The organism is Proteus sp. FME41 (assembly GCF_014897315.1).
Taxonomy (GTDB): domain Bacteria; phylum Pseudomonadota; class Gammaproteobacteria; order Enterobacterales; family Enterobacteriaceae; genus Proteus.
The window spans coordinates 23,244-37,042 of the sequence record NZ_JABUYL010000005.1 but is presented as its reverse complement, the minus strand read 5'-3'; the positions used below and the strand labels follow the sequence as shown (position 1 = coordinate 37,042).

Annotated in this window: 9 protein-coding genes; 4 read left to right on the top strand and 5 right to left on the bottom strand. The window is 38.0% G+C overall.

What is annotated here, in order from left to right:
* Positions 1 to 400: 400 nt before the first annotated feature.
* The 4 genes from dmsA to dmsD all read left to right on the top strand — a co-directional run bounded on the left by dmsA (position 401) and on the right by dmsD (position 5,112).
* Positions 401 to 2,839 carry a dimethylsulfoxide reductase subunit A gene (gene dmsA / locus INT04_RS06300; protein ID WP_193015306.1) on the top strand — a complete coding sequence of 813 codons (2,439 nt, stop codon included), beginning with the start codon at positions 401 to 403 and terminating at the stop codon, positions 2,837 to 2,839.
* A gap of 11 nt (positions 2,840 to 2,850) precedes the next feature.
* A complete protein-coding gene (locus INT04_RS06295; RefSeq protein WP_193015305.1) occupies positions 2,851 to 3,468 on the top strand; it encodes a DMSO/selenate family reductase complex B subunit in 618 nt (205 codons plus the stop codon).
* A 1-nt stretch (position 3,469) separates the two neighbouring features.
* Positions 3,470 to 4,327 carry a DmsC/YnfH family molybdoenzyme membrane anchor subunit gene (locus tag INT04_RS06290; protein ID WP_193015304.1) on the top strand — a complete coding sequence of 286 codons (858 nt, stop codon included), beginning with the start codon at positions 3,470 to 3,472 and terminating at the stop codon, positions 4,325 to 4,327.
* Positions 4,328 to 4,500: 173 nt separating this feature from the next.
* Positions 4,501 to 5,112 carry a Tat proofreading chaperone DmsD gene (gene dmsD, locus INT04_RS06285; protein ID WP_193015303.1) on the top strand — a complete coding sequence of 204 codons (612 nt, stop codon included), beginning with the start codon at positions 4,501 to 4,503 and terminating at the stop codon, positions 5,110 to 5,112.
* Between the two features lie 282 nt (positions 5,113 to 5,394).
* On the opposite strand, the gene INT04_RS06280 is transcribed toward dmsD, so the two are convergent.
* The 5 genes from INT04_RS06280 to INT04_RS06260 form a co-directional block, all read right to left on the bottom strand.
* On the bottom strand, positions 5,395 to 8,145 hold the full coding sequence (locus tag INT04_RS06280; protein ID WP_193015302.1) for a phage tail protein: 2,751 nt from the start codon (positions 8,143 to 8,145) through the stop codon (positions 5,395 to 5,397).
* Positions 8,132 to 8,521, bottom strand: coding sequence for a hypothetical protein (locus INT04_RS06275; RefSeq protein ID WP_193015301.1), 390 nt, complete (start codon positions 8,519 to 8,521; stop codon positions 8,132 to 8,134). Before INT04_RS06275 ends, INT04_RS06280 begins: the two co-directional genes overlap by 14 nt.
* Positions 8,522 to 8,786: 265 nt before the next feature.
* Entirely contained in the window at positions 8,787 to 9,914 is a 1,128-nt protein-coding gene (locus INT04_RS06270; protein WP_193015300.1) for an ABC transporter permease, read from the bottom strand.
* Entirely contained in the window at positions 9,915 to 12,671 is a 2,757-nt protein-coding gene (rbbA, locus tag INT04_RS06265) for a ribosome-associated ATPase/putative transporter RbbA (RefSeq protein WP_193015462.1), read from the bottom strand.
* Positions 12,672 to 12,679: 8 nt separating this feature from the next.
* Positions 12,680 to 13,753 carry an HlyD family secretion protein gene (locus INT04_RS06260; RefSeq protein WP_193015299.1) on the bottom strand — a complete coding sequence of 358 codons (1,074 nt, stop codon included), beginning with the start codon at positions 13,751 to 13,753 and terminating at the stop codon, positions 12,680 to 12,682.
* Positions 13,754 to 13,799 lie beyond the last annotated feature (46 nt).

Genomic DNA, 13,799 nt, shown 5'->3' with positions numbered 1-13,799 from the left:
AAAAAAATATTACGAATATTGATTTTACTCGCGAATTATCCAATAAAATCTTAGGGATAGTGTCTTATTATTCTACTTATTCGTTGTTATCAGTAACATTATAACACTTTATCAATCGTTATATATTTAGTTATACAAAGAAAATAATCAAATGATTAAGTTTAACTAATACAAAAACTTAAGATGACCTTAAAAACTGGTAACGCTTGTAATAAATCACTTTTCTTTGATGTAAAGCAACTACAACTTTTAGAAAATACGTAGTATCCACATTAACAGTTGGGTTTTATTACCTACGTTAAAGTGCTTATTTTTTAACAACAATAACAATAATTATTTCTCTATAAGCTTGTTAGCTTCTGTTTTTTCTTAAAAATATAAATAATCAAGTGAGTAATGTATGAAAAACATCAAAGAGATGGCGTTACTTTCCACCCCTTTATCTCGCCGCCATTTTGTAAAAACGGGTGCGGCAGGTGGTTTAGCCATAACCGCGGGTGGATTATCGCTCCCTTTTAATCAAGCCGTTGCCTCTGAAACAACATCAACAACAAATAGTGAAAAAGTGGTATGGAGCGCCTGTACCGTAAACTGCGGGAGTCGTTGCCCATTACGTATGCATGTGGTTGATGGTGAAATTAAATATGTCGAAACTGACAACACCGGCAATGATATCTACGAAGAATTACACCAAGTTCGAGCCTGTTTACGGGGTCGTTCTATGCGTCGCCGAGTTTACAACCCAGACCGTTTACGTTATCCAATGAAACGTGTTGGCAAACGAGGTGAAGGTAAATTTGAACGTATTTCATGGGAAGAAGCGTTTGATACGATTTCAGATACCATGAAACGTTTAATAAAAGATTATGGTAATGAATCGATTTATCTAAATTATGGTACAGGCACATTAGGTGGCACCATGACTAAGTCTTGGCCACCCGGTGCTACCTTAATTGCTCGCTTAATGAATTGTTGTGGTGGTTATCTTAATCACTATGGTGACTATAGTACGGCGCAAATCGCGGCTGGCTTAAACTATACCTATGGTGGTTGGGCAGATGGTAATAGCCCTTCAGATATTGAAAACACCAAACTTGTCGTGATGTTTGGTAATAATCCAGGCGAAACACGTATGAGTGGTGGCGGTGTCACCTATTACGTTGAGCAAGCGCGTGAAAAATCTGATGCAAAAATGATTATCATCGATCCACGCTATACCGATACGGGTGCAGGCCGTGAAGACGAATGGATCCCTATTCGTCCTGGTACAGATGCCGCATTAGTCAATGCGTTAGCGTATGTCATGATCAAAGAAGACTTGGTCGATAAGCCTTTCTTAGATAAATATTGCGTAGGTTATGATGAAACTACCCTGCCAGAAGGTGCACCAAAGAATGGTCACTATAAAGCCTATATTTTAGGTGATGGCGCAGACGGTCAACCCAAAACGCCAGAATGGGCAGCACAAATTACAGGGATCCCTGCTTCACGTATTGTGAAATTGGCGCGTGAAATTGCGTCAGCAAAACCCGCTTACATCACCCAAGGTTGGGGCCCTCAACGCCGTTCAAATGGTGAATTAGCCTCTCGTGCGATTGCGATGCTCTCTATTTTAACCGGTAATGTGGGAATTAACGGCGGTAATACTGGGGCTCGTGAAGGCTCTTATAGTATTCCTTTTGTTCGTATGCCAACCTTCTCCAATCCTGTTACCACCAGCATTTCAATGTTTATGTGGACGGATGCCATTTTACGTGGCCCAGAAATGACCGCAACCCGTGATGGTATTCGTGGTAAAGACAAACTTGACGTACCGATTAAAATGGTCTGGAACTACGCAGGCAACTGTTTAGTTAACCAACATTCTGAAATCAATCGTACTCACGATATTTTGCAAGACGATAAAAAATGCGAAATGATTGTGGTGATCGATAACCATATGACTTCATCTGCTAAATATGCCGATATCTTACTGCCTGATTGTACTGCATCAGAGCAGATGGATTTCTGCATGGATGCATCTGCCGGTAATATGGCATATGTCATTTTTGCAGATCAAGCAATCAAACCGCGTTTTGAAAGTCGTAATATTTATGAAATGACGAGTGAAATAGCAAAACGTATGGGGGTAGGTGAAAAATTCACTGAAAACCGCACTCAAGAAGAGTGGCTACGTCACCTTTATGAACAATCTCGTCAAAATGTACCTGAACTTCCTACTTTTGAAGTGTTCCGCGCTCAAGGTATTTTCAAAAAACGTGACCCTGAAGGTCATCACGTTGCTTATCGTAAATTCCGCGAAGACCCTGACAATAATCCATTAACGACACCATCGGGCAAAATTGAAATTTATTCATCTCAACTTGCTGAGATTAAAGCAACATGGGAATTAGACTCAGACGATGTGATTGATCCACTGCCAGTTTATTCTGCTGGGTTTGAAAGTTATGGTGACCCCGCAATGAAAAAATATCCATTACAAATGACCGGTTTCCACTATAAATCACGTACTCACTCTACTTATGGCAACGTGGATGTCTTAAAAGCATCCTGCCCACAAGAAATGTGGATAAACCCGGTAGACGCCTCTAAGCGCGGTATTAAACACGGCGATTTAGTGCGTATTTATAACGATCGCGGTGAAGTTCGGATTAATGCAAAAGTGACACCTCGTATTTTACCGGGTGTTGTCGGCTTAAGTGAAGGGGCTTGGTATAACCCAGATAGCAACCGCATTGATCATGCAGGTAGCATTAACGTGTTAACGACACAACGCCCTTCGCCACTTGCTAAGGGTAATCCTTCTCACAGTAATCTTGTTGAAGTCGTCAAGGCGTAAGGAGTCTGGTTATGTCAACGCAATATGGTTTTTATATTGATTCAAGTCGTTGCACCGGCTGCAAAACCTGTGAACTGGCGTGCAAGGATTTTAAAAATTTATCCCCAGAAGTTAATTTCCGCCGTATTTATGAATATGCAGGTGGTGATTGGACAGAGCAAGATGGCGTTTATACACAAAACGTGTTTGCTTATTACTTATCAATTTCGTGTAACCACTGTGATGATCCTGCTTGTGCAAAAGTTTGCCCAAGTGGTGCAATGCACAAACGCGAAGATGGTTTTGTTGTCGTGAATGAAGAGATTTGCATCGGTTGCCGCTATTGTCATATGGCTTGCCCTTATGGCGCACCGCAATTTGATGAAGTCAAAGGTCATATGACCAAGTGTGACGGCTGCTATGAGCGGGTTGCTGAAGGCAAAAAACCAATTTGTGTCGAATCTTGCCCACTGCGCGCATTAGATATGGCACCAATTGAAGAATTACGCGCAAAATACGGTGATTTAGCTGAAATCGCCCCACTTCCTTCAGCTAAATATACCAAGCCAAATATTGTCCTTAAATTAAATGCCAATAGCCGTCCTGTGGGTGATACCACTGGTCATCTGGCAAACCCAAAGGAGGTGTAAGATGGTGGGATTGCATGAATGGCCACTGATGTTCTTTACCGTTATCGGTCAAAGTGTCGCAGGCGCTTTTATTATTATGGGATGCGCTATCCTTTCGGGTAAGCTTTCCCTCGAAATGAACCGAAAAGTACATTACAGCATGTTTGGTCTTTGGGCATTAATGGGTATTGGTTTTTTATTATCCATGATGCATATGGGCACCCCATTACGTGCCTTTAATTCGTTGCTTCGTTTGGGCCACTCTTCATTAAGTAATGAAATTGCCAGCGGTTCAATTTTCTTTGCGCTCGGTGGTATTTACTGGTTATTGGCTGTGCTTAATAAGATGCCGGCTGCATTAGGTAAATTATGCGTCGCGCTAGTTATGGTATTGGCTGCGTTATTTATTGCTGCAATATCTCGCGTATACCAAATTGATACTGTTCCAACGTGGTATAACAGCTACACCACATTTAATTTTGTATTAACTGCCTTTATCGGTGGCCCTATTTTAGCGGCACTTTTACTGCGTATTGCAGGTTTTAACCTCAATTGTGTCAGTGCATTACCATTATTAAGTGTTATCGCGATTGTTGTGAGTGCCATTGTGGCAACATCACAAGGCTTTGAATTAGGTTCTATTCAAACCTCTGTACAAAAAGCAGTGGATTTAGTGCCTAACTATGGTGCGTTAATGGGAATTAAATTAGTGGCTTTAGTTTTAGGCTTAAGTTGCTGGATTACACCACTTCTGCGTAAAAATAACCCATCTGTTGCTTTATTAGCATTGGGCTTTATTTTTGTGTTTGCCGGTGAATTTATCGGACGCGGTGTGTTCTATGGTTTACATATGACTGTCGGTATGGCGGTTGTAGGTTAATTAAAGACTGATCCTTTAAACCGCTGTAATAGTAAAAAGCATGTACTTTTTATCTGTTATGGCGGTTTTCCTTTTATAATGCGGTATCACTCTTTTTTAATCTTCGTCATTATGTTTAGATAGAAAATCGCATATAGTAAAGACAATAAATCTAAGCGGATTATAAAAATATTATGGAACAACAACTTATTACTGACATTTCTCTCACCGCCCGTATTTTAGGTGCAGCATTTTATTATGCACCGACTGAAAAAAGTGACATTGTCGATCTACTATCTAGTCAAAAGTGGGTTGAAGAATGGCCTTATGGCAGCGATGAAGAAAAGCAACGTATTGCAAGTCTACTTTCACAAACCTCATTCAATGAAGAAACTTTAGCGCAAGCTTATCAACGTTTATTTGTAGGGCCTTACGCATTACCTGCGCCACCTTGGGGTTCTGTTTACCTTGATCATGAGAATGTATTATTTGGTAATTCAACATTAGATTTACGTGAATGGATGCTAGAAAATGGTATTGATATTGCGTTAACTCAAAATGAGCCTGAAGATCACTTTGGTTTAATGGTGATGATGGTGGCTTGGATTGCAGAAACGCGCCCTGAAAAACTCAATGAATTATTAGCAGAACATCTTTTACCTTGGGGTTATCGCTATTTAGAGAAGCTGTCTTTACAAGGCGCATTCCCTTATTACGAAGGTTTAGCCATGCTGGCCACATTAACACTAAAAAGCTGGCAATCGCAGTTAAATGTTATCCCTGCTGAAAAGCAGTTATTTTGTTAATCGCAAAATAAACTTGATTAAATAAACCAGCCTTAACGGCTGGTTATTATGGTATCACTTTAAAAAATGGCTAAATTCATACTGACCTAATACATTCTTTTAGATAACACCTAAATTAATCATTTTTTCGATTATCCCTTTTTTAATATCATTATTTTCTAACAAGATAGAAGTAGAAGTACCTTTGCTGAAAATAATTCCAACTATATTGATAATCTCTAAAAACTCGTCTTTTTCATCCAATAAATTAAGTAATAACGGCTATTTAGATGTTGGTATAAATTAACCAACTTCTTGCTTGTATAAAATATACATACCTAATCCTCGTAAAATTTCACCTGACCAGAATCCATAAAACATGCCATTATCGCTGCCTATTCTTACCGCAGGAGACCAACTGCCATTCATTGGGCTTGTTGGAGACACAACCTGATAGTGTTCAATAAGTTCAGTCACCGATTTTTCAATAATCCAATCTAATTTACTGTTTTTACATCCAGACATTGCAGCAAAACAAAGACCACATAGCCATAATCCTGTCATATGACCGACAAATTTTCGATTTTCAGGTGGTAAGGAATCCGCAGGAAACTCACACGGAAACCCCCCGACTTTTTCAAAAAAGTTAATGAGATAGGTAACCCAATTATTGGTAAATTGAATGAGGTTTTCAGGGGCTTTTTTATGGTTCGAGGTTAGTTCATACCATGCTCTAGCCGCAGACGCGAATGCTCGTGGCTGATAACCAGCCCATGCATCGCTCCCCCAATGATTAAAAATAAAAGTATCGGCCTCACCATACTCAATATTATCCCAACGGTTCCATACGTAGGCCATTGCAACCGGCCCTGTTACCTTAAATTTATCTTCATAAGCTTTTTGAGCATCAAAAAGAAACTGGCACATGTTCTCTAAATGCGTTTGTGCGTTATCTTCATGAATATATATAAAAGGATGTTGATAACCGGGATAAGGTAATCCACGCCATGAATCAAATTGGGATGAGTCTTTTGTGGAATTATTGGAAAAAGGAATAATACCTGGTGTATAAGCAAGTTTATTGAGGTCATTATAACTAATATCACAATCACCAATTAGTCCTTCAAAACTTTCATTACCCGATAAGGTTATTGAAAATTTATGTGTCCAACCGTCAAGATCGTTAAAACGAATGGGTATATCGTTAAAGCAATACCACACAATTTCTGAATCATTGTCTGATCCAAAATCATTTACCGCTAAAGTGATACTGGATACGGCTTGTAGAGTGGGATGCTTCGGCTTAGTTTCGTTATTTGAGTGATAAGGCTGATAAGTCGTTAATATGAGTGATTCAGATGTTAATTGAAGCGTAGACCACTTACCTTCTGTTATAGGTAATTTCCAATACCAACGCCAAAGAGACACATCATAAATAATAATTTCCCATTGATTCTTATCTAATTTATATGTAAAAGATGTAGGTATAGCCTTTCCTTGGTTGGTTAGCCAAAACCCTATCATTATTTTACTGTCATCTTTTATTACTATGTGTTGGACAACAGCCGAACGACCATCAATAACATTATCTTCAAAATAAAATGAAGTCTCAATATCCTCACTAAGTTTGACGTACCCTACATCATTAACAGTAAGGTATTCAATACTCTCATTTTTTTGAATAAGTGAGCTTACATTGAATTCATACTTTATAACATTATTATTGGAAGATGTATCAGGAAGCGGTAAAAACCAGTTTTGTATAATATTACTATTTCTCTGCGGAATAATTTCCATATTAATTCTGACTTTTAAAGGTTCTTTATTTTTATCTACACCTCCCACATTAATTGTTATTTTAGCGTCTTTATCAATTTTCTTTGAAATACTTTGTTGTTCTAAAGTAACTGAGGCATCTCTATCCGTTTTAATTCTAATAAATCCCTGTTTATCTCTATCAAAAGAAATATGACAATTTTTAGGATAGTGATATTCGTAAGAGATCCCATCCGTAAATGGTGTTAATTCAGTTGTCGATTGTCGGAAAAACTTATCATCAGAATCAATATTTGCATATCGCATACACATTAATGCACAATTTCGCCAAACTAACCAATAATGGCGCTCGTTGGTTATTTTCCATAATGTATAACTTGCCTCTAAAAACCACTCTTCAGCATCTGCTGCATTCCCATAATTTTGCTTATCTAAAATAGGAATATTCAGCGGTCGATTATGCCATGCCATATTTCGTTTTATAAGAAAACCACCTTGTTCTACAGGCTGAATATTTGCATGGCATAATTTCCATAATCCATTAATCGGTAAGACCATTTTTACACAACCTTTAGGTTCAACCGCTTTTTCTTCTAAAATATTGCCTTGATGATCAATTTTACGTCCATACAAATCAACCAACCATGCTAATTTAACAGACTCACCTTTTTGGCCCCAATTAATACTTCCATCCTTATTAAGACCAATAACTCTGGCATTGATATTGGGATATGACAATTTACCTCGATAAGCTTGTGTCACTATATCAAGGTACTCTCCCCAATAAGGGGCACCGTGTGGTATTTGGCAAATACCATCGGTAAACATAATTTCAGTATCAATGAATCCTGAATTTGTAGGCTCATCAAAATTAATTGGCCAGTTGGATAAAGTCGGTTCTTTGCCGTTTATGATCCATTGACTTAACCATCTATCATGAGGAGGATCGGGTATTGCTTGGCCCTGATAGAAATGTTTAATATAAGCATCAAAACAGCTAATTGCTTTATCTAACCAATAACTATCTTTCGTTGCTTTATATACGTAAAGATACCCTAAAATTTGTAATGATTGCCCTTCTGTTGTTGCATCTCCATTAGGTTGAGATTCTAAACGTGTATATCCAAGGGTATGTCTATTATTTGATAAAACACTATCAGGATTAAAAACAAAATGCTGTTTGCTTCTATCAATGGTTAATCCGGTATTATTATCTAAAAAATATTGATGCCCAAACAATAAATTATAAACGGACATTAAGTTCTCATCCTGATACATGCATACCTCCACCAATAAATCGCCCCAACCATTTCCCGTTAAGTGCAATAAACTGAATCATATCAATAGCATTCTTATTCCATGACAAAACAGGATTACGGCCTAAAGGCCATAAAACATCATTAAAAAAAGTAATTTTATTTGCACCTGAACCTTGGGTTATATGAAGTAAAATCTGAGCACCCGATATTGGTGTTGGAAGTTGAATAATCGTTATTGGTTCATTAAGTATCGTGGTATACCACGCGTTTACAGAGTAAGGTAAATATAATTTATCTCCGTTCGGTTTAATATCCATAATATCTATACCAATATATTCTTCTTTATTAACTTTTCTTTCTCTTGTTACTTTTTTTAAAATTTTTATTATTTTCATAAATTCAACCTTATTTAAATCATTATTTATATGCCAATAAAAACAATTAAAACCACCATTTCATAGTCAATTATTCTTTATTAATTAGATTTACTTAATTTATTATCATCAATATATAATTTTGTTTGGTAAATGTTATTTATTGAAAGTAAATTATTAAGTGTAATGGGAAATCGAAATAATTAGATTAATAAAAAAACCCACTTCCTTCTATGTTTAATAATAGAAGAAAATGGGTTGTTTTATCGATTTATATCTAAATTTATTAGGCCATTGCTGAAATGGTTTTTCTAAAACGTAATAATGCTAGCAAGAAAAATACTGAACCAATAACAATTAAGGTAATAAATTGGGGCCATACAATCGAGAAATCTGCACCTCGATACAAAATAGCTTGAGCTAAACTCACGAAATGCGTTGTTGGCATTGTCTGCATCACATCTTGTACAAACTGAGGCATGCTTTCTCGTGATGTCATCCCACCAGATAACATATTTAATGGCAGTAATACCATAATCATTAATAAACCAAATTGTGGCATTGAGCGCGCCATTGTTCCTAAGAAAATACCAATTGATGTTGTGGCAAATAAACTTAAAGCAACACCGCACATAAACAGTAAAACTGAGCCTTCAATCGGCACATGAAGTAACGATTTTACAACTAATACGAGCGACATTGCAGATGCCAACAATACAACCAATCCCATTGACCATATCTTAGAGAGCATAATTTCAAATGGGGTTACAGGCATCACAAGCAAGTGTTCAATAGTTCCATGTTCGCGCTCTCGTATTAAGGCAGCCCCCGTTAATACAATCGATAACATCGTAATATTATTGATAATTGCCATAACGGAACCAAACCAAGATTGCGTTAGATTTGGGTTAAAACTCATTCTTATTTCTAAATCAACAGGTAATGGATCGTTCGTTCTGTTTTTGGCTAAAAAAGTTTTCGCTTCTCCCATTACGATGTTTTGAATATAACTATTCCCTAAAAAAGCTTGGCTCATTCGTGTTGCATCGATATTAACTTGTATTTCAGGCTTACGACCCGCTAAGAGGTCACGCTGAAAATTAGGTGGAATATCTAGTGCAAAAGTATAAGTTCCTCTATCTAACAGACCATCAATTTGCTCTGGTGTGATATCTGCCGGTGGTAAGAAATAAGGCATATAAAAACTGTTTACAATACGTGCAGATAACTGTGATTTATCCTGATCTGCAACTGCAATAGGAGCATTATGTAATGAACCAGGCGTTACGGTTGCTGATGAATAAATAGACACGGTAAAAGCAAACACAATTAATGCCAGCATCGCTTTATCACGTGAGAGGCTTCGTAGCTCTTTTACACCCAAATTAAACACATTTTGAATTATACGCCACATTTAAGCCTCCTGCTTTTTCAAGAAAAAGACACTTAGCCCTATTACAATTGGGATAGTAATAAGCAAAGGAATAAAAGACCAAGGCAAATCAAAAAGATTTAATCCTTTAGAGAAGGTTCCTCTCGAGATCGTTAAAAAGTGAGAAGTTGGATAAATGTATCCTATCCATTTACCAATACCTTCAAGTGATGAAACGGGATCTATCATCCCAGAAAACTGGGTCGCAGGAATTAAGGTAATAATGGAGGTACCAAAAATAGCGGCAATCTGACTTTTCATAAAACAAGAAATTAATAACCCAATGCCCGTTGCTATCGTAATATAGAGCAATGCACCTAAAGAAAGTGTGAGCATACTGCCTTTAAAACTAACACCAAATACAAAGACTGAAAGCGCACAGAGCATAAAGAAGTTAAACATTCCCAATAAAATATAAGGAAATTGTTTACCTAATAAAAACTCAGCTTTAGTCACTGGTGTAACATAAAGGTTGATAATAGAACCCAGCTCTTTTTCACGTACCACACTTAATGCACTTAACATGGCAGGGATCATCATTAACAACAGAGGGATAACGGCAGGTACAATAGCAGGTAAACTTTTTACATCTGGGTTATAGCGATAACGTGTTTCGATATTAATCGGTGATAATTTATCAACCACATTTGTAGGTTGTCGCATTGCCATGTCAAGCATCCATGTTAAATGCATTGCTTGAATATAGCCACGTACTGTTTCAGCACGATTTGGCATGGCACCATCTATCCAAACACCTATTTTTACCGTATTTCCCTTTGCAACATCACGAGCAAAATTAGGAGGGATTTCAATTGCAACTGTAATATCACCACTACGAAGCCGACGTTCAAGCTGGTCATAATCTGTAATGGGGGCTTTTTCAATAAAGTAACGAGAACCCGAAAGATTTTGGCTATATGCTTGGCTTAATCCCGTTTGGTCTCTATCCATAATACCAAAACGAAGATTTTCAACATCCATACTAATACCATAGCCCATAATAAACATTAGGATCACTGTTCCCAATAGAGCCAAAGTAAGGCGTACCGGATCACGACGTAGCTCCATACCTTCACGAATACTATAGCTAAACAAACGCCGTAAGCTAAATCGCTGCTTTAATGCTTTTTCTGCACTGTCATGAGTAGATGTTGGAAGTTGTAGTGCTTTTTCATTCAGTTCAGGTGCTTCCTGCTCACCTGATGCTTTTTTAAGGTAATCAATAAACACTTCTTCAAGTGTATCAAACTGACTATTTTTGACTAAATTTGAAGGTGTATCGGTCACCAGTACTTTACCCGCATGCATTAATGACATTCGGTCACAACGTGCAGCTTCATTCATAAAGTGTGTGGAGATAAAAATAGTGACACCGTCACGTCTTGAAAGGTCAACCATCAAGTTCCAGAACATATCTCGCGCAATGGGGTCAACCCCCGAGGTCGGTTCATCCAATATCAACATTTCAGGTTTATGAATAACGGCAACGGCTAGTGATAAACGTTGGCGAATACCTAGTGGTAAACCATCTGGCATCACGTCTTCAACATCAGTTAAATTAAAACGTTCACTCATTTCTTTAACACGTTGAGGAATTTCTTCTTCAGGAATATGAAAAAGTTTGGCGTGTAATTCAAGATTTTGGCGAACGGTTAATTCACTATAAAGCGAAAAAGCTTGTGACATATAACCCACTCGGCGGCGAGTTTCGATATCTTTAGGATCAACCTCTTGACCAAATAACCAAGCACGCCCTTCACTGGCTTCTAATAATCCGGTTAGCATTTTCATTGTGGTTGATTTACCGCAACCGTTTGATCCTAAAAAACCAAAAATTTCACCTTTCGGAATACGAAAACTGACATGATCGACGGCAACAAACTGACCAAAACGCATGGTTAAATCTTGAGCTTCGATGGCGATAATATCATCGTCACTTTTATCTCTTGGTGGAATGATGACTTTTTGGTGATTCTTTTTCTTTTCTTCGGGTAACAATTCAATAAACGCAGCTTCTAATTCATCGGTATGAGTTTGTGTTTTTAATTCATCCGCATGACCCGTTGCCAATACTTTTCCTGCATCCATGGCAACAAGCCAATCAAAACGCTCTGCCTCTTCCATATAAGCGGTTGCAACTAACACGCTCATATTTGTTTGGCGTTTACGTATCCGATTAATTAACTCCCAAAATTGAGCGCGTGATAAAGGGTCAACCCCTGTTGTAGGCTCATCAAGAATAAGCAATTCTGGATCGTGAATTAACGCACAACATAAACCAAGTTTTTGTTTCATTCCTCCAGAAAGCTTACCCGCAGGCCTATCACGAAATGGAGCTAATCCTGTACTTTCAAGTAAATCATTAATACGTTCAGCTCGCTCTTGTTTTGATTGACCAAATAAGCGACCAAAGAAATCAACATTTTCAAAAACAGACAGTGTGTGATAAAGATTTTTACCCAGCCCTTGCGGCATATAGGCAATACGGGGACAAACAGCTCTTCGATGCTCAACATCATTCATATCACCGTTTAAAACAATCACTTGTCCTGTTTGAATCTCTCTCGCCCCCGAGATAAGAGAAATTAAACTGGATTTACCTACACCGTCGGGGCCAATTAGTCCCACCATTTTTCCTGCGGGGATAGTCAATGTCACATCATCAAGCGCTTTGGTATCGCCATAATGTTGGGATACATGAGTCAATTCAATGATATGAGAATGACTTTGCGTTCTCATTATTTGACTCATTGTGGTAATTTCACCTCTAGATCAGTAGGCCAAGATTGGTTTTTATCTAATTGAATATAAGCACGACCAGGTAATCCTGTCTTGACATATTCAAGGTGTTTTTCGAGTAATTCAGGGGAAATACGAGCTCTTACACGAAACATCAATTTTAATCTTTCGTTATCAGTTTCAACTGTTTTAGGTGTAAATTGAGCAACACTAGCAACATAAGTTGTTTTTGCAGGAATAACTATATTAGGTGCGGCATCTAAAATAATATGAACCTCACTTCCTAATGCAGCTTTACCTGCTGCCTCTGTTGGTAAAAAGAAGGTCATATATACATCACTAAGATCGACCATATTTAATACACGCCCGCCAGCGCCGAGGACTTCACCTGGCTCTGCAACTCGGTATTGAACGCGCCCACTGCGGGGGGCTTTCAAAATACTATCATCTAATTCAGCCATAATGCGTCTTTCGGTTGCGGTTGCCGCATCAACTTTCGTATTCGCTTGAATAATACCAGCTTTGGCAGATTCAATTGCAGCTACAGTTGCCGTTTCTTGAGCTTTGGCAGCTTCAACGGCCGCTCTTGCGCCTTCTGTTCTTGCGATATCATCATCTAATTGTTGAATAGAGATGGCATTAGTTTTTACTAATGTGCGAGAACGATTAAGCCTTTTTTGTGCGGCATCAAGTTCAGCAATACGCTGACGAACTACAGCCTGAGCGGCAAGTTGCTCACTTTTACGTTGTGACAATGCTGATTGAGCAGTAACAACACTACTTTTGGCTTGGTTTAATTGAGCTTGAACTTCATGAAGTTGTTCTTTAAGTGTTCGGGTATCCATGTTAGCTAACACTTCACCCGCTTTAACGAAATCACCTTCTTGAACTAAGATAGAGTCTATTCTTCCTGGGCTTTTTGTTGAAATATCGATTTCTGTTGCTTCAATTCTCCCATTACTTTGAGCAAATCCTGAAGGAAGTGTAGGTGCTTGAGATCTCCACCAAAAAATACCAGCGGCAATTACCGCGATAAGAATAATACCGTAAACAAAAAAACGACTCTTTTTTTGATTTTTCATATAAATTATTTAACCTTCCTTTAGCCATAAAATAATACCAAAAATG